This window comes from Paenibacillus sp. GCM10028914 (genome assembly GCF_042666275.1).
Classification (GTDB): Bacteria; Bacillota; Bacilli; order Paenibacillales; family Paenibacillaceae; genus Paenibacillus_AQ.
Genome location: NZ_JBHTFO010000001.1, coordinates 20029 through 45271 on the forward strand (window position 1 = coordinate 20029; position 25243 = coordinate 45271).

At 39.5% G+C, this 25243-nt stretch carries 29 protein-coding genes, 1 pseudogene and 1 riboswitch; of the genes and pseudogenes, 25 read left to right on the forward strand and 5 right to left on the reverse strand.

Annotation, left to right across the window (positions count from 1 at the left end; genetic code table 11):
• Positions 1-10: 10 nt before the first annotated feature.
• The 8 genes and pseudogenes from ACFQV5_RS00110 to ACFQV5_RS00145 all read left to right on the forward strand — a co-directional run.
• A pseudogene (locus ACFQV5_RS00110) lies at positions 11-124 on the forward strand (MarR family transcriptional regulator); the annotation flags it as partial.
• A gap of 25 nt (positions 125-149) precedes the next feature.
• Complete coding sequence (gene paiA, locus ACFQV5_RS00115) at positions 150-668, forward strand: spermidine/spermine N(1)-acetyltransferase (RefSeq protein WP_379242361.1); 519 nt, start codon at positions 150-152, stop codon at positions 666-668.
• Between the two features lie 92 nt (positions 669-760).
• A riboswitch (guanidine-I (ykkC/yxkD leader) is annotated at positions 761-860 on the forward strand.
• 95 nt (positions 861-955) lie between these two features.
• On the forward strand, positions 956-1291 hold the full coding sequence (locus tag ACFQV5_RS00120) for a DMT family transporter (RefSeq protein ID WP_379242363.1): 336 nt from the start codon (positions 956-958) through the stop codon (positions 1289-1291).
• A gap of 3 nt (positions 1292-1294) precedes the next feature.
• Positions 1295-1609, forward strand: coding sequence for a DMT family transporter (locus tag ACFQV5_RS00125; protein WP_379242365.1), 315 nt, complete (start codon positions 1295-1297; stop codon positions 1607-1609).
• Positions 1610-1840: 231 nt separating this feature from the next.
• Entirely contained in the window at positions 1841-2494 is a 654-nt protein-coding gene (locus ACFQV5_RS00130) for an EcsC family protein (protein WP_379242367.1), read from the forward strand.
• 305 nt (positions 2495-2799) lie between these two features.
• A complete protein-coding gene (gene codB / locus ACFQV5_RS00135; protein ID WP_379242369.1) occupies positions 2800-4077 on the forward strand; it encodes a cytosine permease in 1278 nt (425 codons plus the stop codon).
• Positions 4046-5314: a cytosine deaminase gene (locus ACFQV5_RS00140; protein WP_379242371.1), complete on the forward strand. Its 1269-nt coding sequence runs from the start codon at positions 4046-4048 to the stop codon at positions 5312-5314. The genes codB and ACFQV5_RS00140 overlap by 32 nt, the downstream gene beginning before the upstream one ends.
• A gap of 332 nt (positions 5315-5646) precedes the next feature.
• Positions 5647-6495 carry an AraC family transcriptional regulator gene (locus ACFQV5_RS00145; protein WP_379242373.1) on the forward strand — a complete coding sequence of 283 codons (849 nt, stop codon included), beginning with the start codon at positions 5647-5649 and terminating at the stop codon, positions 6493-6495.
• A 397-nt stretch (positions 6496-6892) separates the two neighbouring features.
• Here ACFQV5_RS00145 and ACFQV5_RS00150 read toward each other — a convergent pair whose 3' ends face one another.
• From ACFQV5_RS00150 to ACFQV5_RS00165, 4 genes are all read right to left on the reverse strand, one after another.
• Entirely contained in the window at positions 6893-7414 is a 522-nt protein-coding gene (locus ACFQV5_RS00150) for a hypothetical protein (protein ID WP_379242375.1), read from the reverse strand.
• A 176-nt stretch (positions 7415-7590) separates the two neighbouring features.
• Positions 7591-8250, reverse strand: a complete 660-nt coding sequence (gene pgmB / locus ACFQV5_RS00155; protein ID WP_379242377.1) for a beta-phosphoglucomutase — start codon at positions 8248-8250, stop codon at positions 7591-7593.
• 18 nt (positions 8251-8268) lie between these two features.
• Positions 8269-10557 carry a glycoside hydrolase family 65 protein gene (locus ACFQV5_RS00160; protein ID WP_379242379.1) on the reverse strand — a complete coding sequence of 763 codons (2289 nt, stop codon included), beginning with the start codon at positions 10555-10557 and terminating at the stop codon, positions 8269-8271.
• 301 nt (positions 10558-10858) lie between these two features.
• The gene (locus ACFQV5_RS00165) at positions 10859-11884 is read right to left on the reverse strand and encodes a LacI family DNA-binding transcriptional regulator (RefSeq protein ID WP_379242381.1); all 1026 of its coding nucleotides are present in this window, start codon (positions 11882-11884) and stop codon (positions 10859-10861) included.
• 379 nt (positions 11885-12263) lie between these two features.
• On the opposite strand from ACFQV5_RS00165, the gene ACFQV5_RS00170 reads away from it, so the two are divergent.
• From ACFQV5_RS00170 to ACFQV5_RS00240, 15 genes are all read left to right on the forward strand, one after another.
• The gene (locus ACFQV5_RS00170) at positions 12264-13937 is read left to right on the forward strand and encodes a PTS transporter subunit IIBC (protein ID WP_379242383.1); all 1674 of its coding nucleotides are present in this window, start codon (positions 12264-12266) and stop codon (positions 13935-13937) included.
• 9 nt (positions 13938-13946) lie between these two features.
• Positions 13947-14771, forward strand: a complete 825-nt coding sequence (locus tag ACFQV5_RS00175; RefSeq protein ID WP_379242385.1) for an endonuclease/exonuclease/phosphatase family protein — start codon at positions 13947-13949, stop codon at positions 14769-14771.
• A gap of 269 nt (positions 14772-15040) precedes the next feature.
• Entirely contained in the window at positions 15041-15406 is a 366-nt protein-coding gene (locus ACFQV5_RS00180; protein ID WP_379242387.1) for a DUF2089 domain-containing protein, read from the forward strand.
• A 12-nt stretch (positions 15407-15418) separates the two neighbouring features.
• Positions 15419-15850, forward strand: coding sequence for an SHOCT-like domain-containing protein (locus tag ACFQV5_RS00185; protein WP_379242389.1), 432 nt, complete (start codon positions 15419-15421; stop codon positions 15848-15850).
• A gap of 6 nt (positions 15851-15856) precedes the next feature.
• Positions 15857-16201, forward strand: a complete 345-nt coding sequence (locus ACFQV5_RS00190) for a hypothetical protein (RefSeq protein WP_379242391.1) — start codon at positions 15857-15859, stop codon at positions 16199-16201.
• Between the two features lie 219 nt (positions 16202-16420).
• Complete coding sequence (locus ACFQV5_RS00195; protein ID WP_379242393.1) at positions 16421-17185, forward strand: transglutaminase domain-containing protein; 765 nt, start codon at positions 16421-16423, stop codon at positions 17183-17185.
• A gap of 400 nt (positions 17186-17585) precedes the next feature.
• Positions 17586-17681, forward strand: a complete 96-nt coding sequence (gene comI, locus ACFQV5_RS00200) for a competence inhibitor ComI (protein WP_021255831.1) — start codon at positions 17586-17588, stop codon at positions 17679-17681.
• A gap of 589 nt (positions 17682-18270) precedes the next feature.
• A complete protein-coding gene (locus tag ACFQV5_RS00205) occupies positions 18271-19122 on the forward strand; it encodes a P-loop NTPase family protein (RefSeq protein ID WP_379242395.1) in 852 nt (283 codons plus the stop codon).
• Positions 19123-19612: 490 nt separating this feature from the next.
• A complete protein-coding gene (locus tag ACFQV5_RS00210) occupies positions 19613-20077 on the forward strand; it encodes an SRPBCC family protein (RefSeq protein WP_379242637.1) in 465 nt (154 codons plus the stop codon).
• Positions 20078-20095: 18 nt separating this feature from the next.
• Positions 20096-20686, forward strand: a complete 591-nt coding sequence (locus ACFQV5_RS00215) for an AAA family ATPase (RefSeq protein ID WP_379242397.1) — start codon at positions 20096-20098, stop codon at positions 20684-20686.
• Positions 20687-20698: 12 nt separating this feature from the next.
• Entirely contained in the window at positions 20699-20845 is a 147-nt protein-coding gene (locus tag ACFQV5_RS00220; protein WP_379242399.1) for a hypothetical protein, read from the forward strand.
• A gap of 114 nt (positions 20846-20959) precedes the next feature.
• Complete coding sequence (locus tag ACFQV5_RS00225) at positions 20960-21211, forward strand: DUF5694 domain-containing protein (protein WP_379242639.1); 252 nt, start codon at positions 20960-20962, stop codon at positions 21209-21211.
• A 107-nt stretch (positions 21212-21318) separates the two neighbouring features.
• The gene (locus ACFQV5_RS00230; protein ID WP_379242401.1) at positions 21319-21783 is read left to right on the forward strand and encodes a GNAT family N-acetyltransferase; all 465 of its coding nucleotides are present in this window, start codon (positions 21319-21321) and stop codon (positions 21781-21783) included.
• 18 nt (positions 21784-21801) lie between these two features.
• The gene (locus ACFQV5_RS00235; protein WP_379242403.1) at positions 21802-22140 is read left to right on the forward strand and encodes an NIPSNAP family protein; all 339 of its coding nucleotides are present in this window, start codon (positions 21802-21804) and stop codon (positions 22138-22140) included.
• An 85-nt stretch (positions 22141-22225) separates the two neighbouring features.
• Positions 22226-22693, forward strand: coding sequence for a DinB family protein (locus ACFQV5_RS00240; RefSeq protein WP_379242405.1), 468 nt, complete (start codon positions 22226-22228; stop codon positions 22691-22693).
• A gap of 53 nt (positions 22694-22746) precedes the next feature.
• Here ACFQV5_RS00240 and ACFQV5_RS00245 read toward each other — a convergent pair whose 3' ends face one another.
• Entirely contained in the window at positions 22747-23163 is a 417-nt protein-coding gene (locus tag ACFQV5_RS00245; RefSeq protein WP_379242407.1) for a MerR family transcriptional regulator, read from the reverse strand.
• A gap of 217 nt (positions 23164-23380) precedes the next feature.
• Here ACFQV5_RS00245 and ACFQV5_RS00250 point away from each other — a divergent pair, with 217 nt between their 5' ends.
• Both ACFQV5_RS00250 and ACFQV5_RS00255 read left to right on the forward strand, forming a co-directional pair.
• A complete protein-coding gene (locus ACFQV5_RS00250) occupies positions 23381-24421 on the forward strand; it encodes an NAD(P)-dependent alcohol dehydrogenase (RefSeq protein WP_379242409.1) in 1041 nt (346 codons plus the stop codon).
• A gap of 119 nt (positions 24422-24540) precedes the next feature.
• Positions 24541-25113, forward strand: a complete 573-nt coding sequence (locus ACFQV5_RS00255) for a sugar O-acetyltransferase (protein WP_379242411.1) — start codon at positions 24541-24543, stop codon at positions 25111-25113.
• Positions 25114-25243: the final 130 nt, after the last annotated feature.

Here is a 25243-nt window from a genome sequence, read left to right on the forward strand (position 1 = left end):
CGCGGCTTTTCGAACAACCGCAGCTCGTGCCATAATAAAACTTGAAATTAACGGCTTTATTGAGAAGAGAGATGACGAACACAACAAAAATTTTGTAAAAAAGGGAAACAAGAGAAACTATTGATTGCTATAAAGGAGCTATATATAGAATGACTATAAAGATAAAAAAGTGTACCTTAGAAGATATCAAAGCACTTCAAGAAATAAGTATTGAAACGTTCAACAATACCTTTAAAGAACAGAATTCACCTGAAAATTTAACAGCCTATTTGGATAGAGCGTTTACCACGAATCAGTTGGAGAAAGAATTATCCCATATCAATTCAGAATTTTATTTCGTCTGTTACAATGATGGACTTGCTGGATATCTGAAGGTCAATATAAATGATGCTCAGTCCGAAAAAATGGGCGATAATTCACTCGAAATCGAAAGGATTTATATTCGAAACAAATTTCAAGGGAAAGGGCTTGGAAAATACCTGCTAAATAAAGCGTTGGAAATTGCCAATGAACAAAATAAAGAGATGGTTTGGCTCGGCGTGTGGGAGAAGAATGAGAATGCAATTGCATTTTATAAAAAAATGGGTTTTGTTCAAACTGGAGCACACGCTTTTTATATGGGTGATGAAGAACAAATTGATTTTATAATGACTAAAACACTGATATAACAAGACAAATTGGCATAATGGAATAATATGTTATATAAATTGGCTTGTAAAATTAGAATAAGTGTGTATAATTTGAATGAAAATTGAATTACACGAATGTTATCTAGGGTTCCGCGATATTATATCGGGCAGGTCCGAGAGATAACTCACAACTGAAAAGTTGTGTCACGGAGGGATAAAAGCCTGGGAGATAAACTGTCGAAAGACAGCTTATTACCCAGGCTTTTTTATTTTTGCTACATTTGATAAACACTTGTAGCGCAAATTTATTGAGGAGTGTGGAGTAAATGAATAAAACTTGGGCTTCTGTTATTATCGCTGCATTGTTTGAGGTGGGATGGGTCATCGGATTGAAGCATGCTAGTGGATTTCTTGAATGGGGAGGTACACTTATTGCTATTATTGTGAGTTTTGGGCTGATGATAAGAGCATCGCGCTTCTTGCCGGTAGGAACCGTATATGCCGTATTCGTTGGTTTAGGTACAGCTGGTACTGTATTTGCTGAAATTCTTCTGTTTGGCTATCCCGTTCAAATGGAGAAGATGATGCTCATCGCACTACTGTTGTTAGGTGTCATTGGACTAAAATTGGTAAGCAAAGATAAGAAAAAGGAGGTTGCATAACTCATGGATTGGTTTTTTCTTATTTTAGCGGGTCTATTTGAAATGTTCGGAGTCCTCATGATTAATAAATTCAATAAAGACCGTAACATAGCTTCCGTGCTTTTATTGATTTCAGGTTTTGGATTAAGCTTTATATTTCTAAGTTTGGCAATGGCGACCCTTCCAATGGGTACAGCATATGCCGTATGGACAGGAATAGGGGCATCCGGTGGAGCAATTCTTGGCATGATCTTTTACGGAGAACCGAGAAATATATTAAGAATTCTGTTTATCGCGATGGTACTTGGATCTGCTGTAGGTTTGAAGCTGGTCAGTTAACAGAAGTAGTAGTTCATAAACATGAACTATATATTACTATATTTGAAGTTCCGTCCCTCTCATAAATCGACGGGTTGTCACTACTTTAGGGTAGTGGTTTTTTTTAACTCTGCTTAACCAAAGCGAGTTTTGAAAAATTGATGTACAATGTTTGAATTGAGTGGTAGAAAAAGAAGTTCGATACTTTCCCATGAGCATTCATATAATTAACCGTCAGAGAGGGAAGAGAAGATGGCAAAAATGAATCAAGAAATCATTATAAAAGCATTGGACTGGGCATATGATAAAGCCCTCAACGGCCTTTCAGGTACTGATACGGCTGAAGAACTAGCGAATAGTTATTTACGCAAGGCCAAATCGATTGAAGAAGCAGCCGACTCACTGATTAGGTGGCAAACATCTAAATCTGCTACTTCTGGTTTTTTGACTGGACTTGGGGGACTTGTGACTCTTCCAGCAGCAATACCTGCGAATCTAGCAAGTGTACTATTTGTTCAAATGAGAATGATTGCAGCAATTGCTCACATGGGAGGTTATGATCTTCAAGATGATAAAGTAAAAAGTTTTGTTTACATGTGTTTATGTGGTAACGGGGTAAAAGATATCTTAAAGGATTTAGGGATTGTTATCGGTCAGAAGTTAACCAAAGCGGCAATCCAAAAGATTTCTGGTTCCGTGATTACAAAAATAAATCAAAAAGTAGGATTCCGCTTACTTACTAAGTTTGGAACTAAAGGTGTAGTAAATCTCGGCAAGATGATACCATTGGCTGGTGGTCTTATCGGGGGGACTGCAGATGGAGTATCCACGGCTGCTATTGGAAAAGTAGCTAAGAAGCTATTTATTGAAAAGGGAAATGATTTTGTGGATACAATAAAAGCTTGATTTCTCGAAGATACCTTCGATACTTGTTGTAATCGTTGGATAATACTAACATTGACATTCATGCGTTTTTCCAAAATAATAGATAGTAATTGAACACTGGTACCTTTAATTCAGTCCAGAGAGGCTGGCAAGGGCAGCGGATTTTTATAATCTCGCGTTAATCAGGGCGTATACCCTCATGGGATGCTCTGTGTCTTCGCGCGGGTTATGATGAAAAAAAGAGGCTACTTGTCAGTTTGAACCTGATGAGTAGCCTCTTTTTTCTGCTTTTTGGTATCAGGAGATTTTATCCTGGAGGTATTCTGATGAGTAAACAAGATCAAGAGTTTTCGTGGCAAGCGGTGCCGAAAACGCAGAGAAACCATTTTCGTAAGACATTTTCCGTAATGCTGGCATTCACTTTCTTCTCGGCAAGCATGCTTGCTGGGGGAACACTCGGAGTCAGCCTGACGTTCATGGAGTTCATTGCTATTGTACTTGGGGGTAACTTGGTACTTGGCATCTATACAGGAGCACTGGCACATATCGCAGCCAAAACTGGACTTTCCACACATTTGCTGGCAAAATATTCGTTTGGTGCGAAAGGGTCGTACCTGCCTTCGTTCCTGCTTGGTTTCACACAGGTCGGATGGTTCGGTGTCGGTGTGGCCATGTTTGCAGTTCCGGTCGCCAAAGCGATGGATTGGAACGTATACCTGTTAATCTTCTTGTTTGGTTTCGCAATGACAGCAACAGCCATTTTCGGTATGAAATCGCTCGTTATTTTGGGTTATATAGCGGTTCCGGCTATTGCCATTCTCGGCGGTTACTCCGTGTTCGAGGGAGTAGACACGCTGGGCGGTCTGCAAGGTTTGCTAGATTATATGCCAGCAGAGTCGCTCACCACGGCAGCTGCATTGACCATTTGTATCGGATCATTCATTAGCGGCGGAACATTAACGCCAGATTTTGCCCGGTTTTCTCAAACTTCCCGGCAGGCGGTTACCGCAACAGTCATTTCGTTCTTCTTAGGGAACTCACTCATGTTCCTGTTCGGCGCAGTCGGTGCAATGGCTTATAACCTGTCAGATATCTCGGAGGTTATGTTCCTGCAAGGATTGATCGTTCCTGCGATCATCGTATTGGGCTTGAATATCTGGACGACCAACGATAACGCCCTATACGCTTCCGGATTGGGCTTTGCCAACATCACTAAGATTTCGAAAAAGTTCTTCGTAGTAGTAAACGGCATCGTGGGTACCGTATTTGCGATGTGGATGTACAACAATTTCGTTGGTTTCCTGAATGTACTGGGCGCAGCGATTCCGTCTATCGGGGCTATTATCATCGCAGACTACTTCTTTGTGAAGCGTAGAAACTATAAACCGTTTGCTGACATGACATTTAAGAATGTAAACTGGATAGCGATGATTGCTTGGGCTATCGGCGTTGCCTTCGCCCAACTGGCTCCAGGAATTACGCCACTAAACGCTCTGATCGGTACGGCAGTGGCTTACATCGTCTTGATGTTGATCGTTCCTGCGAAAGAATCTAAAGAAATGGGGAATATAAATGATTATACAGAACGCAAAATTGCGGGGTAAAGAAGGTCTCTGGAATATCGTCGTGAAAGACGGAAAGTTTGAGCAAATCACACAGTCACTGGAAGTAACAGCAAATGAGGAAGTAATTGATGTGGGCGGCTCGCTTGTACTACCTCCTTTTATTGAGCCACACATTCATCTAGATACAACGTTAACAGCGGGCGAACCGGAATGGAATTTGAGCGGAACACTGTTCGAAGGCATCCAGCGTTGGTCTGAACGCAAGGCATTCCTAACGCATGAAGACGTTAAGACGCGCTCCAAAACAGCATTGAAATGGCAGATCGCACAGGGTATCCAGCATGTACGGACACATGTGGACGTCACCGATCCAAGCTTGACCGCAGTTAAAGCGATGCTTGAAGTAAAAGAAGAAATGGCACCATTCGTTGACATCCAACTTGTTGCATTTCCTCAGGAAGGCATTCACTCCTACCCGAACGGTGTAGAATTGCTGGAAGAGGCGCTGAAGATGGGTGTTGACGTGGTTGGCGGCATTCCGCACTTCGAGTTCACGAGGGAGTATGGCGTTGATTCAATGAAGGTTGCGTTTGACCTTGCGGAAAAATACGACCGTCTCATCGACATCCATTGCGACGAAATCGATGACGAACAATCCCGTTTCCTTGAAGTGGTCGCTAAAGAAGCCTACGAACGTGGACTGGGCTCCCGCACGACGGCAAGCCATACGACAGCAATGGGTTCATACAATGATGCATATACGTACAAATTGTTTAGATTGCTGAAGATGGCTGACCTAAATTTCGTCTCCAATCCTTTGGTCAACATTCACCTGCAGGGACGCTTCGACACATATCCGAAAAGAAGAGGGCTGACTCGCGTCAAAGAGCTGCAGGAAGCCGGTCTTAATGTGTGCTTTGGTCACGATGATATCTTTGATCCTTGGTATCCGCTAGGCACAGGCAACATGCTTCAGGTGCTGCACATGGGTATCCATGCTTCACAGTTGCTCGGTTACGATCAAATCGTGAATTCGATCGATCTCATTACGAAAAATAGTGCAAAAACGTTGCATATTGAAGATATGTACGGTATTGAAGAAGGTAAGCCAGCTAACTTCATCGTTCTTGAAGCAGAGAACGAATATGAGGCTATTCGCAAACAGGCTGGAGTGCTTTATTCGTTCAGAGGCGGCCGCAAAATCGCGGAAACGAAGCCGCGGGACACGTCGATCATTCTTGATGGTGGTTCGGAGAAGATTACTTTCAATAAATAAGCTAATGAAGTGCGATGCATCAAGCAGAGTACTTAGGCTTCCATGATTATATAAACATGAGCAAACATTTAAAAAGCTTACTCCACTTCTTGAAGATGGAGTAAGCTTTTTTGCATCCTTTTTTGGCGCTATTATTTCTCTGAAGTGCTACAATGATGTAGTGTTATAAGTTCATTGCTAAACCGTTTATCTAAATTAGAGGAGTGCATGAAATGATTCAATCCATTGTACATATCGCTTTAGTCGTCATACCCGACTGACTTTTTCGTGCAGAAAATGCAAGGTATTCATTCTATATTTACGCTAAAGTTTAATTTGAAAGGGGGAATACGATGGATTGGTTGGACAGGATGAATAGCGCCATGGAATATATCGAATCAAATCTAGCTGATCATATCTCATATGATGAAATAGCGCAGAGAGCCTGTTGCTCAACTTATCATTTTCAACGAATGTTTCCTTTTATTACTGGAGTATCGTTATCTGAGTACATTCGACGCAGGCGGTTAACCTTAGCAGCATTTGAACTGCAGACAACGGATGTAAAGGTTATCGAAGTAGCAATGAAATATGGATATGATTCACCAGAAGCGTTTTCGCGGGCGTTCAAGAATGTTCATGGGATCATGCCGATATCTGCGCGCGATAAAGGCGTTTCTCTAAAAGCCTATCCTCGAATGACCTTTCATATTTCTATAAAAGGGGATATCGAAATGAATTACCGAATTGAGCAAAAAAGGTCTTTTGAGATGTTTGGAGTTTATGGCCTTATAAATTCAGACAGGAAAATAGCATTTTCTGAAGTTCCTGAATTTCGTGAAAAATGTGATGAAGATGGCAGTGTTGTTCTTATGAACGAATTACTCGGACGATTTAGTAACACCGTATTGCACGCTGCCTTATATGATCAAACTGGAGAATCTTTTAAGTACATGGTTTGTTATCATTTACCGAAGGGGCTAGAAATACCGGAGAGATTTACAAAACTGTCTGTCCCGACATTAACATGGGCGATTTTTCCAGATCCACAATGTGATTTACAGAATTTGTGGGAGCGGATATATGCTGAATGGTTTCCGACATCGGAGTTCGAACAGGTTGAAGGCCCTACTTTCGAAATGTATTATGGAATGGAAGGGCATATTTCTGGTGAGATTTGGATCCCCGTTAAGAAAAAATAACTTTCAGCCCGCTCATTACACCTGACCAGGACGATGACAAAAATCAAACAATTATAAACTCAAAAGAACAAGCCAGCTTGGCTTGTTCTTTTACTTTTATCTGATGTATTCGCTAGATTCAGCTGTATTCTATGGTCTTTCGGGTGGTCATATAGTTGGCGGCGGGAAACGGGGCGATTTAATTTGATTTTCTATAGTCCGTCAATCGTAATAGAGTGATAAACGTAATCCGTTAACCGTCATCCGTTTGTGCTTAGGAGTCGATTTTAGGTTCATTCATTTGTTTGTATCCGACAAACAATAAGCGGTTGCCCGCACTTTCCCGCCAGCCGGCAAACGCCGGCTTCAAACCTGCAAATGGTTAAACTTGTAGGCTTGAAGCCGACGTTTGCTGCTATTACATATACTTTGTTGCGTCAAAAGAAATCCTCGAATGATGATTTGCATGCTCAATCAAGGAAGACAGCTTCGTTACCTCGCGTTCCTTCTTGCGGCCAGCTGCCTGATACGCTTCCGGGTCATATAATGCCACATTAAACAGCGTAACGGAGCCATCGTGTCCACGGCTACTCTGGCGCTCGAGCTTCTTGCGGTAACCGAGATTCGCAAGCTGTCCGATTTCATTACGCATTTGTTTGGCCAATTCGATCGCTTCCATGACGGTAATATTAGTATCATTCCATGAGATTGTCTCGGTTGTATTTGATATCGCCATTAACAGATCTAACTTTCTGTAATCGGCTGAAATCGCATCAATTTCTTCCGTTATGACGTCAACGCTGCGTGCAGGAACCTCAGCCGTTTCTCCTTTTTCTATAATGGTACTACTGTTATTCAATCGTTCTTGCATCAATTGATTAATCAGACGATTCATGGCTGCACGTACAGCCAAAGCTTCTGCCATTGTAATGGTACTCACAGATACCGACCACCTTTTTTATAGGATACGTATGTATTTGATAAGCTTAGTATATTAGACGCTTCAAAATGAAAAAGGTTGCTTGCTGATTCAACAGGAAAACAATAAAACGCCGTGAGTGGACGGATCGCAAATAACGATCTTCCCACTCACGGCGCTTGTCTATCGACACATCATTAATTTGTTTTTTTCTTAAAGTTCTCTTTCAGCAAAGTAAGAGACAACTCTGCAGTAGAAGAGACGATGAGGTCTGCTTTTTGCATTTGAGCAGGGGTCCCTACACCTACCGCATACATACCTGCGGAGAGAATAGACTCGATTCCGGCCTCGGCATCTTCAACGCCGACACAGTCCTCAGGTAGGACGCCGAGTTTAGCAGCACCCGTTAAGAAGATTTCCGGATCTGGCTTGCCTTGCTTGATCATATTCACATCTACCACATGATTAAAATAGTGGGTGACACCGAGACGTTCAAGAATAAACGGTGCATTCTTGCTTGCAGAAGCAAGTGCAGTCTTTATACCGGCTTCCCGCAGCTCTATTAAAAGAGCTTCAATGCCGGGCAGCAGATCTTTCGGCGTTACTTTTTTAATCATTTCTTTATATAGATCATTCTTCTTCTCTGCGAGTGCTTTTTTCTCTTCTTCAGAGTAAGATACGTTGCCGAGAGCTAGGATGAGCTCAAGTGATTCCATCCGGCTCACACCTTTTAATTTCTCATTGTATTGTTTATCAAAAGGAAGTTGCAACTCATCAGCTAAACTTTTCCATGCTAAATAATGATATTCAGCTGTATCGGTAATGACCCCATCGAGGTCGAAAATAACGGCTTTCATTGTTTCTCCCCCCTATAATTAAGCTTCGGCAGCGGTTGATACAACCACCGGTTCATGATCAGTAATGTGTACTTCTTTATCATATAGTTCCATCGTCAGCGGCGCACCGGAAACGAGTGTGATTTTCACTTCGTTTTGATCGACGCTTACCTTGATTAGACGCTCTCTATAGTTAATATGGAAGCTGTATTTCTTCCAGTCTTTTGGCAAGAATGGAGCGAAACGGAGAGTATCTCCATACGTTTTCATACCGGCAAATCCTTGTACAATCGCAAGCCAGCTGCCTGTCATGGAAGTAATGTGAAGACCATCTTCAGTATCATTATTGTAGTTATCTAGATCCAATCTAGCTGTACGCTTATACATCTCTACTGCTTTTTCTTCCATCTTCAGTTCAGCCGCAAGAACAGCATGAATAGAAGGGGAGAGGGAGGACTCGTGAACAGTCATCGGCTCATAGAAATCAAAGTTGCGTTTTTTTTCTTCCAATGTAAACTGGTCGCTGAAGAAATAAATTCCTTGCAGTACATCCGCCTGTTTAATGAAAGGAGAACGCAAGATTTTGTCCCAGGACCATTTTTGGTTCAAAGGCAGATCCTCTTTACTTAGCGAAGATACAGGACGCAGGTCTTTGTCCAAGAAGGTATCATGCTGTACATAAACACCCAACTCTTCGTCGTACGGGAAGTACATACGGTCTACAATATCTTGCCAGTGAGCCAGTTCTTCATCGGAAATATTAAGCTGCTCTTTTCTCTGTTCGTCGATATCCGCAAGACTTTCCATTGTGTATTTCAGCACCCAAGTTGCTATGGTGTTGGTATACCAGTTGTTGTTTACGTTATTCTCATATTCATTAGGGCCAGTTACACCGTGAATCATATATTTGTTGTGACGCTTCGAAAAATGAACCCGGTCAGCCCAGAATCTACTGATTTCAGTCAGTACTTCAATACCTTCATTCTGAAGATACGTTTTGTCTCCTGTGTAATTCGTATAGTTATAGATGGCGTACGCAATGGCTCCGTTACGATGAATTTCTTCAAATGTAATCTCCCATTCGTTATGACACTCAACTCCAGTGAAAGTAACCATTGGATAGAGAGCACCTTTTAAACCTTGCTGACGTGCATTGTGTTTCGCACCATCTAATTGATTGTAGCGATAGCGAAGCAAGTTTTCGGTTACGCTTTTATCTGCTAGAGCGAGATACATCGGAACAGCGTAAGCTTCTGTATCCCAGTAGGTAGCGCCGCCGTATTTTTCACCTGTGAAACCTTTAGGACCGATATTTAGACGCTCATCATGTCCATAATAAGTAGAGAACAGCTGGAAGATATTGAATCGAATACCTTGCTGTGCTTCCACATCGCCTTCAATCATAATATCTGCTTTTTCCCAGCGCCGATCCCATTCCGCAATATGCTCTTCCTTAAGCAGATTGTATCCTTTGTTCATTGCATCGTCCATCAGCTGCTCTGCTGTTGGAATGAGTTTCTCTTTCTCCATGTCTCGAGAAGTAGTAACAACAACGAACTTTTGAATTTCCACAGAAGCACCAGAAGAAATTTCATATTCATAATTGACTCCTGCATATAGATCTGCTTCTTCTGTCGTCTTAGATAAGACGTTCTCTGAAACAATTCCCATCGTAGCATTGACCGTAAAGCGCTCGATATCAAATGCATTTTCTTTTGTCTCTGCGGAAAGGCTGACATAAGGTTCGGTTACCTTTCGACCAGCTTCAACCCAGAAAGTCTCTTCATAGTTGGCGTCTTCATTTTTCGTATTTCCATCTAAATATGGTACAAGAGTAACTTTTAAATTCTCATTCGTCAGATTCGTTACACGGTAGGAGATGAGGCATAGCTCAAGGAAGCTGACACTTAAGAAACGTTCGGTTTCAATACGGACCTGATTATTAACAGTGAATGAACGGCGTAAAATACCTTCCTTCATATCCAGCTCTTGATAGAAATCAGTTACCTCGTCTTTAAAAGTATCAATTTCGTGGCCATTGACAAAGACACGAATTCCAATGAAATTCATCGCATTAATTACTTTACCGAAATAGTTCGGATAACCGTTTTTCCACCAACCAACCTTTGTTTTATCAGGAAACCAAACACCAGAAATATAAGTCCCTTGATGATGATCGCCAGAATATGATTCTTCAAAATTCCCGCGCATTCCCATGTATCCGTTACCAAGAGAAGTCATACTTTCCTGGAGACGTAGATGGTTCTTGTGAAGTGTATTGGTAGTGAGTTTCCAATCATGTGTGTCAAATAAACGATTATAAGACATATAAATCCTCCTAGGGGAGTGTGAGGCTTCACAGCTCCTGTTTAGTTTATCTTTTTGCTTTCTTCATACTCTCATCGTATTGCAAAGACTATTCTTATTATCAACCAAATTCATACATATTATTTTATGAAACACTTGAATTGCCTACTTCAAAAAATACGATGTTAGCATTATGAAAGTGCTCTCATGAAATTTCGTAATCAGTATATAGTGCAACCGGTTGCCCTGTCAACTATAAAAAAAGAACGATCACGAAATCGACTTTGCCACGTGATCATTCTTTAGTGATAAGTATGCTAGTTTATGAATTTACTTCTTCTGTTCTACGTTTGGATGAAGCGCGTTCAACAATTCGGTGAGGGACGATGATATGTTTTGTCATTTCTTTGGGATCGAGAATTTTCTCAATCAAACTCTTAGCAGCCTGATAACCTAATGTGAAAATATCAATATCTACTGAGGTAAGCGGTGGATTCAGCATTTCAGCAATATGGAGGTTATTGAAACTCACAAGAGAACAGGCTTCGGGCAAGGAAACCCCCATCTGACTAAGCATGGTTTGCAGCGGAAGTGCGTGCATATCATCCCCAACAATGATGGCAGTAGGCCGGTTAGGTAACTTAAAGAGTGAATCTAAATCCGCTTTTGTAAATTCAGGATCTACTATATATCGATCATCAACAGAGATATTCGCTTCTTGGAGTGCTTTCTTGTATCCCCGAACTCTTTCTTTGTGAACCGTGCGGCTTATATCTACACCAACATAAGCAATATATTCGTGACCAAGTTGCATTAAATACTGAGTTACGTCTTTACCAGCTTGAAAGTTATCATTATCCACATGAGTCGTTTCACTTACGTATTGCTGTGGTTTGCCGATGACGGTATAAGGGATTTTCTCGTTATGAAAATAATCGATAACCGGGTCTTCCGATTTGGAGTAGAGTACGATGAAGCCATCAACTCGGTTGGTTCTTGTCATCATTTTGACGCGTTCAAGCAGTTCTTCATCCGTACTTGCTGTGACAATGGCCATCGTAAAATTCTTCTCATTTGCTAAATCACTGATTCCTCGAATACTCTCCAAGAAGAACGGATTCTGAAAAACAGCTACATCTGCTTCAGGCATAATAATTCCAATGGATTGGGTCATCTTATTAGCAAGACTTTGAGCAGAGAAATTTGGCACGTAACCAAGCGCTTTCATTTCTTTCCTTACTCGCGCCTTCGTTGCTTCACTAATTTTTGGGCTGTCCTGAATGACGCGAGATACGGTGGAAGTAGCAACATTCGCTCGCCTTGCTATATCTTTAATTGTTACTGCCATCGGTAGCGCTCCTTTAATATATTCTTTTTTAGTTATATCATACACACACCTTGGCAAATGAACAACGTTATACCAGGTAGGGAGAATACTTTTAAAAAAAAGGGTTGCAAAATGAAAGCGATATTATTTATAATGAGTTTGCAACCGATTGCACTGAATTGCACAAAGTTGCAAAGGAAATCTATTTTGAATCCCAAGCCTGTTTAGAGGGCAGAGTGTAAACGCTTAAAGAAATATGAGCTATAAAAGCTTATGCATTTCAATAGCAGAAGCTTTTATGTAAGGGATTTCTTGATACCAGCAATATTAATGATGCTACTGGGAATCATAATGGATGAAGTAATGGGTTGCGAAATAATTAAGAACAAGAGGTAGGCATATGAAAAAATTATTGTCTTTTGAGTTCTGGCAAAAGTTTGGTAAAGCGCTACTCGTTGTCGTTGCTGTCATGCCGGCAGCCGGTATTATGATCTCCCTGGGTAAAGTTTTAGCCATGTTTGGGGCAGATATTTCGTTCTTAGTGACCGCTGGCAGTGTGATGGAGAATCTTGGTTGGGGAATTATCAATAACCTTCATATTTTATTTGCGGTAGCTATTGGTGGATCGTGGGCTAAAGAAAGGGCTGGAGGAGCATTCGCTGCACTGATTGCCTTTATCTTAATTAATATTACGACAGGAACCATTCTTGGAGTGAGCAGTGACATGCTTACCCAGGAGGGAGCAAAAACAACAACTTTATTTGGACAAGAAATTCTGGTGTCTGGATACTTCACTTCTGTATTGGGAGCGCCAGCACTTAACATGGGTGTGTTTGTCGGGATCATTTCCGGTTTCGTAGGTGCGGCAATCTTCAATAAATATTATAATTATCGAAAATTACCGGAAGCACTTGCATTCTTCAACGGAAAACGGTTTGTACCATTCGTTGTTATTGTATGGTCAGTAATTATTTCCATTGTGATGGCAGCTGTATGGCCTTTCGTGCAAACGGGAATTAATAGTTTTGGTAAATGGCTTGCTACTTCAGGTGATTCCGCTCCATTTATTGCTCCATTCTTGTATGGTACGCTGGAACGGGTTCTTCTACCTTTCGGTCTGCATCATATGCTTACGATTCCTGTTAACTACACAGAGCTTGGTGGTATTTACACCGTACTTACCGGAACGAATGCTGGCGGAACGGTAGCTGGACAAGACCCGCTGTGGCTTGCTTGGGCGAGTGACCTTGCTAACTTGCGTGGAACAGATCCTACAGCGTATCAGCAGCTCATTTCCACTGTAACTCCTGCACGTTTTAAAGTAGGTCAAATGATCGCTGGAGCAGGGATCTTGATGGGTATTGCACTGGCTATGTACCGCCGAGTAGATAAAGATAAACGTTTTAAATATAAATCAATGTTTCTTTCCGCAGGTTTGGCAGTATTTTTGACAGGAGTAACTGAACCACTTGAGTTTATGTTCATGTTTGCTGCACCGCTTTTATATGGAGTGTATGCAGTGATTACCGGTCTTGCTTTTGGTATGGCAGATTTGATCGATTTGCGGTTGCATTCCTTCGGTATGATTGAATTATTAACCCGGGTACCGTTATCGATTAATGCGGGTCTCGTCGCAGATATTATTAACTTTGTTATAACAACAGTCGTATTCTTCGGAGCATCGTATTTTATTGCCAACTTTATGATTGGTAAATTTAAATTGGCAACACCGGGCAGACTTGGGAATTATACAGATGAGGAGTCTGATAAAGCAGAGACTGAGGATACTGGATCTGTAACAACTTCAGAAATAGCTGGAGAAAGTGCTGCTGAAGGGGGCGATCTTCCTTCAAAAATCATTAGCATTCTCGGCGGACCGCAAAATATTGTGGATGTGGATGCGTGTATGACCCGTCTTCGTATTACGGTTAAAGACGTTGATGCCGTTGGAAATGAAGAAGAATGGAAGAAGCTTGGAGCACTTGGACTGATCAAGAAGGACAACGGAATCCAAGCAATCTATGGACCGAAGGCAGATGTGCTGAAATCAGATATTCAAGACAGACTAGGGTGATGATGAGATTTGAAGCTATTAACACTAAACACACATGCATGGATAGAAGAAAATCAGCTTGAGAAAATAGAGCAGCTTGCTCATTTTATCAATGAACATGATTTTGATGTGATTGCACTTCAGGAAGTCAATCAAAGCATGGAGGAAGAAGCACTTCCTGCTTCGGAACTGACCTATTATTATGAAGCGGAAGAGAATACGATCGTCAAAGCAGATAACTATGCTCATGTACTTCGTAAGCAGTTGAAACATGAATATTACTGGACATATATCCCTGTTCATGTTGGCTATGCGAAATACGATGAAGGTCTTGCTATTCTGTCCAAGACACCAATTAAGGAAGCGTTCGGCGCTTACATTTCTGATCAGCGGGATTATGAAAATTACCGGACACGCAAGATCGTAGGGATAAAAACGGGTGTATCAGGAATGGAGGATACCTGGTTTGTAAACGGTCACTATGGCTGGTGGAATGATGAAGAGGAACCATTTAAGCCGCAGTGGGAACATTCTCTTGCTGTTATGGACAAGTATGTTGGTTCTCTGCCTGCTATTATTATGGGTGATTTCAATAATGCAGCTCATATTGAAGGAGAAGGTTATTCCATAGTGACACAGAGTGGATGGCATGATTGTTATGAACTTGCCGCTAAGAAAGACGATGGTTTTACTGTCGTCAAAGCTATCGCGGGCTGGGAAAATAATGAGCAAAAATTACGAATCGATTATATTTTTTCGAATCGAGAAATTCCTGTTAAGTCTTCAAAAGTCGTACTGAATGGAACAAATGGTCCTGTAGTTTCGGATCACTCTGGTGTCGCGGTGGAATTATAAGGTTAAAACGTAAAAAGCACACATCCTGGAAGGGGGATGTGTGCTTTTTTCAGTTGTTCCTATAAAGAATGAGTCGAGCGGATAAAATATTCGATTGAAACTTGGCTCCATTCAGATTGGAATCGGTAATTTTAATTATATAAATATAACAATTTAATTTATTTATGATATGTAATAAAAAATTTAATTATTGTGTTAAAATAATTCATTTTATTAATTCACAAATTGAATTTATTGATTTATAATGCAATAAAAGAAAGGAGTAGAGTATGAAATATCCCATCATCACACAGTGTCCTGTATGCGATCATTCGCTGCACGCTGTTAAGCTGGAATGCGGACATTGTCGGACCACCATTGAGAACACGTTTGAATTATCAAAGCTGGCTCTGCTCTCACCAGAACAACTTCATTTTGTGATGACCTTTCTAGTGAACAGAGGCAACATTAAGGAAGTAGAGAAAGAGCTCGGCATTTCATACCCAACGGTGCGCGGAAAGCTCAATGATATTATTACGGCCCTCGGATACGATACGCGGAAGAAGCCGGAAGTCGATGAGAAGAAGGTCATATCCATGTTGGAGAATGGCGAAATCACCGCGGATGAAGCGGTCAAAATGTTAAAGAATGAATAAGGAGTAATAACGATGAAAGAAGAAATTAGCAAAGTGCTATCCTTGTTACAGGAAGGCAAAATAGATTCAGACAAGGCTTCGGAGTTGATTGATGCGCTAAAAGAAAGACAAACAGCTCATACATCGCAAACCGTGCAGGTTCTGGGGAATCCCGACTATTCAAACAAATTGACAGTGGCATCCGGCGGTTATTTAGACAAAACGTTGAAAATTCGAGTATTAGCCCAAGATAATACGAATGTCAACATCAATCTACCAATTAAACTTGTGAAGGCTGTTCTTGGAGCGGGACACAGCATCGCGTCCAATATTCCACAAGCTGCAAAATATGTGAAGGATATTGATATCGATCTGCTGATTGATGCAATAGAGAACGAACTTGATGGACAGATCATTGACGTCCGCTCCGGTGAAGGGGACATCGTCACCGTAGTGATTGAGTGACGGATTATGATGATTGTGAAGGTTAAGAGCAAGGGGTTCACTTTTCTGATTCCAGTTCCTTATGCACTACTACACATGGGCAGCGGGATCCTAACTTCTAATTTAGTCAAGCGCTCTTTGAAGAATTGGCTGAACAAGAGAGACGGACAAACGAGTGAGCACCCGAGCCTGAAGCATGATTTCGAATCTGACAGCAGCCGATTCGGGGTTGAACTGGTACTGGCGATTCTTGAAAGTCAAAGCACGAGGCAAGTGATCAGGCAGCTCATCAAAGATTTGCAATGCTGCAAAGGGACGATTCTGGTCGATGTCAAGGAACAGGACGGCACGGAAGTATTGGTTAAGTTGTAGGAGAACACGGATAAGAAGTCGCGGAAATCGCGGCTTTTATTGTTTTTAAAGATGATTTTTAATTGTTATTTGATCTCAGAAGCCCTTTAAGCTAACAGGCAGGATAGCTTAATGATTTAGGCGAATATTAGTTAAGTGAAATTCCCATAATAAAATCCGCTGGAGGGGATAAAGCTGTTTGGTTATATTCCAGAATTCAAAGATCATTATATTAATTTATTGAAATTTACAGATTATGATCTTCAAAATCATAATGATCTACTGGGGGACTTCGCGTACGATAAAGACAACAATGAATTAAGTTACATAAAAAATAAATATGAGTTAACTAAAGTTGCAGGGGAGAATAGTGATATCTCCAAAGTACTAAATATAATGGGTTGGTTACATGAGAAAATTAAACATGATAATGTAGCTCCACCGAAAATGTGTAATGCAATTCATGTATTAGATCTTGCCAAGGATAAATCTATTAAGATGAACTGTTTTGTATTAGCCACCATATTAAATGAAATGTTGTTATCATTAGGCTTCTACTCTCGTAGAGTGCATTGTCGCTCTTATGATGCATATGACCTGGACAGCCATGTTGTAACTTCCGTTTTTCTTGAATCCATGAATAAATGGATTTATTTAGATCCCTCTTGGAATGTATACGTAACTGATGATACTGGTAGTATGCTTGGCTTACATGAATTCCGGGAACGTCTTAAAAATAATCAACCCGTTTGGGTGAATGGAAATCCAGAGGAAACAGAGTGGACAAAATTCTATATAGGGTACATGGCTAAGAATTTATTTTGGTTTATAACTCCTAAGATTAGTACTTTTAATTTTGAAGAGTCAGTAATAAATAAAACTTATTATCTTTTACTTCCCGATCACTTTATACCTTTAGAGCTCAATAACATGAAATTTGATGAAGAAACAAGTATAAGAGTAACTACTATAAGTCCATATGAATTTTGGAAGTCACCAATTTAAACAATATAAGTTTATGTTTCGATGAAGCGACAACATCACTTAACATAGTATCTACGCTACGGGGGGCAAGCTCGCTTGATCGGCTGATGAGTTTCAATGAAGTTGATTCAGGCCGATAACCCTGCGAGGCTAAGTCCGTTGGACGGTGCGATGCGCGGACACAACCGCACACACTAATTGCGAAAGCGCTGTCGGCGACTTCGTCCGCCTTAAGATCGGTAGAATGTTGTGAATACAAGAACATTATCTGAAAGGGCTACGAGTTGTATTGAAATTACATATAAAACTAAGAAATCATATTCAATATAAGAACACTTGTACGTAGATGTAAATAAAGGTAAAATATAACTACAATTGAATCTTGGGTGGGCATGGTTTCCCTTCGAAAGGAGGTGAAGCCATGGAAGTAAAAGATGCAATAACGATCATGCTCCTTTTTGGAACGTTCATTCTTGCTCTTTTAACATATATTAATCATAACAACAAGAGAAAGTAAAAACCCACCCAAAGGTTGAACGCCGAAGGTGGGTTTTGTTCCTAAGACTTAGAAGGGAATACACCATCCAAGCCAATTGTATGGACCAAGTGTTAGCAGCACTTGGTCTTATTAAATATATATTACCATAATGGAAAAGATGTATCAAAGCACAAGATGAATTTAAACACCATTTCTACGTATCGGGCATATAGATTTCTGTGAAGCAGGAGGCAGCCGGACATTCCGATTTCGTCGAGTGAGCGCCAGAGCCTGACACATGATTTCGAATCGGAAAAGTCAAAGCACGAGGCGAGTGATCAGGCAGCTCATCAAGGATTTGCAATGTTATAAAGGGACGATTCTGGTCGATGTCAAGGAACAGGACGGCACGGAAGTATTGGTTAAGTTGTAGGAGAACACGGATAAGAAGTCGCGGAAATCGCGGCTTTTATTGTTTTTAAAGATGATTTTTAATGGTTATTTGATCTCAGAACCCCTTTAAGCTAACAGGCAGGATAGCTTAATGATTTAGGCGAATACTCTACATATGGACTTATTAATGAAGTTCGCGAATGGATCGTTATATGAAAAGGATGCAAATCAAAATATGGGGAAATCAATAAAGTCGAAGATTATTTTAGTTGAAGGAATCCCTGGATCAGGGAAGACATCAACCGCGAAATATATTAAGGAATTATTTGATGAATACAAAATTAAAAGTCAATTGTTTCTTGAAGGTGATGTTAATCATCCTGCGGATTATGAAAGTGCAGCCTATTTAAGTGAAATAGAGTATAAAAACTTGTTAGAAAAGTACAGTGATATTCATGAATACATCATTAAATTTACTGAGGTTAAGGGAGAAAATTATATTATTTATTATGGCAGTATGAATAAGGAAATCGATATAAATGATATAGGAATCAATAAGGAACTAAACATGTTCGATGTTTATAATTTACCGTTAGCAATGCACAAACAACTTTTGATAGATAAATGGAAATGTTTTTATGAAAAAGTTAACCAAACAGATGAAGTCTTTATTTTAGAAAATTGCTTTTTACAAAATCCTATCACAATAACCCTTGGTAGAGATAATGAACCAAAGGAAATGATTATTAATTACATCCAGACACTTGAAGATTGTATAAAGCTATTAAATCCGACAATTATATACTTCTATCAGGACAATGTAGAAAAAACTATTAGTCGTGTTATTGGGGAAAGGCCTGAAGAGTGGCTTAGACACTTGATTTATTATTTTACAGAACAAGGATACGGTAAGGCCAATCATCTTGTAGGAATGAAGGGTGTTTATGAAGTATTAGAGATCAGAAAGACTATAGAGTTGGAGATACTAACCAAACTCGAGATGAATAAAATGATTATTAATAATTCTGATTTCGAATGGAACGAGATATTGAAAAAAATAAATAAATTTTTGATGGTTTATCAGTGAGCACATGGATAAGAAGACGCGGAAATGGCTGTTGAAATTCTCGAAGGTGGTATTGTATGTCTGAAACTAGACGAAGTAAATAAGAGAAAATAAGCAAAGAATCAGTTGGTTATTGATTTATTGAAATATAAGAGTATAGATATTTCAGATAGAAATTTTGGGGGAAGTAACCAATTGTATCTCAATTATCTATTATATGATATGCATAATGATTTAATCGTTATTTCAAAGGATTTTAAGTTCGGATTTGTAATAAGTGAAGATGAATATTCGAGAGTTACAATTGAATATTGGGGCGAGTAAATTGTAGTAGTTCTGCCGGACACATTCCGATTTCGTCGGAACAAGGAGACGTTAGCCGATATAACAATGAAAAACGCTCGATAAATTATAAAGGAGCAATTCTTAGTGCGCGCTAAAATTACTCGTTCGTGTAGCAGCGCAAGGGATATACCGTCTTTAGTAAGTACGAGTGAAATATAACCAAGAGGTGAGTCATTTGATTACAGTAAAAACTGAAATTCTCATAAATGCACCAATTGATCGTTGTTTTGATCTGGCAAGAGATATTGAGATACATACGCAGACCGTATGGAAACATACAAAAGAAAAAGCAATTGAAGGAACCATAAAAGGTATGATTAACGAAGGAGAATATGTAACATTTCAGGCAACGCATTTTTTAGTAAGACAGAAACTGACGTCTCGAATTACAGAGTATAAAAGGCCCTATTATTTTATAGATGAGATGGTTAAGGGAGCTTTCAAAAGTTTGAAGCATGAACATACGTTTGAAGAACATAATGAAAGAACGATGATGAAAGACACATTGGTCTTCGAAGCTCCGTTCGGACTATTAGGTTGGGTTACTGAAAGAATTATTTTAAAAAACTACATGAAGAAATTTTTAGAACACAGAAATAGGCAATTAAAAATAATAGCTGAAAATCAATAATAAAGAGAGGCGAAATCATTGATCCTTTGGATTAATGGAGCTTTTGGATCTGGTAAGACTACATTATCTTACGAGTTGAATAGGAGAATACCCAATTCGTTTGTCTATGATCCTGAGAATGTAGGTTATTTTATTCGAAAAAATGCTCCAAAACAAATTTTAAAAGATGATTTTCAAGATCATATTATTTGGAGAGAGATTAACTATTCTATACTTCAAACGATAAACAGTGAATTTCAAGGGATTATTATTGTACCTATGACAATTACTAATCCTCAATACTTCAATGAAATAATAAATAAGTTGAGATCGAATGGAGTTGATGTTAAACATTTCACTTTACTTGCAACCCGGGAAACATTATTAAGAAGATTAAAGAGCAGAGGAGATAATCAGAATTCTTGGCCGGCAAAACAAATCGATAGATGTATTACGAGTTTGTCCCAAGAATTGTTTGAAACTCATATTCATACAGACAATTTAACTCCAGATGAAATAATGGATCAAATCGCAAGTGAAGCAAATATCGAACTACAACCTGATAAGAGAGGAATCTTAAAAAAGAAAATCGATAAATTAATTACTCAAATCAGAAATATTAGAATTTAAGGAGGATTTTTTATGGGGATAAAACCAAAAATATTACTTCTTGGAACGTTTCATATGGGACCAACACCTGACATGATTACTACAGAGGTTGATGACCTTCTTTCTGCAAAGAGACAACAAGAAATACTCGAGGTTGTAGAACTTATAAAAAAAGTTTAAACCCAATAAATTAGCTTTAGAGATTGATACAGAGAAAAATCATGAAATAAATCAGCAGTATCAGAAATACCGTTTAGGCCAGTTGAAATTAGAAGTTAATGAGAACCTTCCTCGATTAAAAAGCACCATACTATGAATATAAACATTGCTCGGATAGGTGAAATAGATAATTACATTGGCTTGGAATGGTTGAATTGGTGGTATCAAAGAAACTTAATAATATTTTCAAATCTTGCACGGATTGCGACTTCCTGTGAAGATCGACTTCTACTAATTATAGGTGCAAGCCACGTGCAGATTCTATCTCAATTTTTAGTCGAAAGTGAATTATTTGATTTAGAATTAGGATTTTCATATCTAATGTAAGTACCCTCAAGAATGACGTTACACAAAAGCGTTTATTCTTATAACAACGCAAATATGTGAATCTATTCTCGGCCCTACTATATCGATACATAATGAGGAGAAACTCTATGAACATACGTTTAGCAACGAATATAGACATTGACCAGCTCATTAAGATGAGATGGGATTTTACTAATGAATATAGTGATTGTCCGATTGAGAGTAACGAATATGAAGGTTTTTACTTAGAATGCAGAGAGTTTCTGACAAATGCAATCCAGAGTAACCGGTGGTATGTTTGGGTTGCTGATCTAGAAGGTCAATTAATTTCACATGTATATATTGAACTAATCCATAAAGTACCGAGACCAGGAAGAAAGACGAGCCCATTTACATATATGACCAATGTTTATACATTACCAGAATACAGAGGCAAAGGAGTAGGAAGTCAAATACTTAAGAAGATTGAAACCTGGTCAAGAAAGAATGAATATGAATTCATAATAGTATGGCCAAGTGAATGGAGTATCGATTTTTACGAACGGAATGGATACCAACAATGTAAGGAACCGATGGAACTTTTATTAGACTAATTGAAGGGTGTGATGGTTGTGTTCTATAGAAGGAAGTTTTATATCGTAAAAAATGATTTTGTTGATATCTTAAACACACATTTTAATGAAACGAATTACCCTAACCAGATTAAGCATGGAGCTCGGCTGGTAGGGAGATGGATGACACCAAAGAGTGATTCGACCACAGAGATTTTTGCTATATGGGAATATGATAGCTTTGAGAAGTACGAGGAAATAGAAGCGAATGTTCGGAGTGACAGTGAACACCTTAAACGGATAAAAGATTGGTATGAAAAATATGGCGGTAGAGATTATGTGTACAAAGAGTATTTATTAGAGGTGAAAAATGAGCAGTTGATATCAACATTATTGTAAAAACTTATTTATTTAGTGTGCACAGTGTATGACATCAATGATTGGATCGATAGTTCTTATGACAGAAACTGAGGAGGCGCACTTGTTGGAAAGAAGACATGAAGTGATGTTTAAACAGTTGCAAACATATCGGAGTGAGCTGTTGGGACTTTTAAGTGATGTAACTGACGAAGAGGCGGAAATCATCCCAAAAGGCTTTAACAATAACATTCGATGGAATTTGGGGCACGTGATCCTAGATCAATATGTATGGATACAGGTTCTTACGAAAGACGATCCCCCGATCTCTATGGATTTTAACCAATGGTTCGGTTACGGGACTACACCATTACATTTTACGGACGAAACGCCTTCATTGTCCAAGCTTATCTTATATCTTCGGGAACAGCCCCGTATTATTGAAGAGAAGTATCGAGGACGGATGGAAGAGGAGTTTCCTTCAACGGATATGGGGATGCATACCATAGAGCAGGTGCTTGTCAGAACAATTTTCCATGAAGGATTGCATATGGGAGCAATTATCGGAATCAAGAATCAGATAAAAAATCAATAGAAGAGAAAACCACCTGTTATTCATACAAAAGTTATGAATGACAGGTGGTTTTGTTAGTTGGCAAGAGTACTACCTATATTAATGTTTTTATGAATATCTTCCGTTCCTGCTTCCAGTGCAGTTTTGTAATATAAGCATTTATGTTCAATAACTTCCATTGATTTCTTCAATTCTTCGATTTGTGCTTCAACAACAGCTTTTCGTTCCATAAACATATTATATCTTTGCTGCAAGGTAGAATCACCATCAGAACACCAATCGATGAAATTTTTAATTTCTTTGATCGGCATCCCTGTAGATTTCAGACATTCTATGATTTTTAAAGCGCCTATATCAGATTCTTTAAACAATCGTGTTCCACTGGAGTTCCGTTCTACAAAAGGCATAAGTCCCTCCTTGTCGTAGTAACGCAAAGTATAAGGTGTAAGATTCAATTCTTTTGCGACTTCGCTGATCGAATATGTCTTCATTATGTCTCTCCAGATCTCTATAATTTAGACTTAGAGTTAACTCTATAGTATCCGAAATCTTATCACGTTTTTTTGCTGGAAGTCAAACTCAAGCGAAATACATCAAATATTATATTAATCGCTTGACTTAGAGTTAACTATAAGGCTTAACATTTATCTGCAGGTAGAAGCAAATACAATCATATTCTTTTAAAACAACTTATAGGAGGTTATTAAAATGTTAACTGCTAAAGCACGAGCTGTAGACGGTCCAGACAAACCGTTTCGAGCCGCTGAAATAAAACGTCGGGATCTCGATTCACATGATGTTCTTATTGAGATTAAATATTCCGGCATATGCCATTCTGATATCCACACTGCTCACGGGGAATGGGGCCCGGTGAATTATCCTCTTGTACCTGGACATGAGATCGCAGGCATTGTAACGGATGTAGGAGCCGAAGTTACAAAATACAAAGTAGGTGATCGGGTAGGGGTTGGCTGTATGGTTGATTCCTGTGGCGAATGTGAGAACTGCCGGAAAGGAGAAGAACAGTACTGTCTCAAAGGAAATATTCCTACTTACGCTGGTGTTGATAAATATGGCGAGCCAACGCAAGGCGGCTACTCTTCCCACATTGTTGTCACCGAGAACTTCGTAGTCAGAATACCGGATGCCATTGAGCTTGACGTAGCTGCACCTTTACTGTGCGCAGGTATTACAACGTACTCACCACTAAATCATTGGGGTGCTGGTCCAGGTAAGAAAGTAGCGGTTGTGGGAATGGGCGGTCTGGGTCATATGGCTGTCAAAATAGCACATGCTATGGGTGCTGAGGTAACCGTTCTGTCACAATCATTGAATAAAAAAGAGGATGGCTTGCTATTTGGCGCAGCTAACTACTATGCCACTAGCGACCCTGAAACCTTTAAAAAACTTGCCGGGTCCTTTGATTTGATTATTAATACGGTAAGTGCAAGTATCAACATGGATGCTTATTTCGGACTGCTCAAGCTTGACGGAACTTTGGTTAATGTCGGTGCCCCCGGGGAGCCGTTATCATTAAACGTAATGTCCCTGATCGGACACCGCCGTTCATTTGCTGGTTCGATGATCGGAGGCATCCGTGAGACACAGGAAATGCTGGATTTCTGCGCAAAACACAATATTGCACCTAAAATTGAAGTCATTTCGGCTGACCAGATTGATGAAGCCTATAAACGCGTGTTAGCTTCAGATGTGAAATACAGATTCGTAATTGACATTAGCACGATGTGATTGAAGTCAGATTGTAAGATAGCAGTGGAATGGGAAGCCTCATATATTCATTTATCTGAGGCTTTAATAACGTATTTAATGCGTTCTATCGATTAGAAAAAGTTAGGAGGAGTCTAATTATGGACATGAAAGAATTTATAGACTTTTGTAAAGAAGGAAATCCAATATCAGGTGCAGATAAAAAACTACATGGACTATTAACTCAGTGTAGTTATGAAGCTCAAAAAATAACGATGGAGTTAAATACGTCCTATCATTCGCAAGAAGAGATAGTAGAGATTTTTAGAGAATTAACAGGCAGTCAAATCGATTCATCGTTCACTTGTTTCCCACCCTTTTATACGGATTTTGGTAAAAACATCACTATTGGAAAAAATGTGTTTCTTAACACAGGGTGTTCATTCCAAGATAGAGGTGGAATTACAATAGGAAACGGATCAATGATAGGGATGAATGTAACTATTGCTACACTTAATCATGGACTATCATTAGAAACAAGAAATACAACCTACTCAGCGCCAGTGACAATTAGTGAAAATGTTTGGATTGGATCCAATGCTACAATACTACCAGGTGTGACAATTGGAAAGAATTCTGTGGTTGCGGCAGGAGCCGTTGTGACTAAGGATGTTCCAGATGATAGTGTTGTAGCTGGAGTACCAGCAAAAGTTGTGAAAACAATATATGAGTGATATTATTCTTTTCCTTTTACCAGTCAAAGTATTTTAAACCATACATAATGTCAAATATAATTGACATTATGGCATAAAGACAATTGGCTTTTGCCTATGATGTTATCTCTCATAGAAGCAGCAAGAGAGG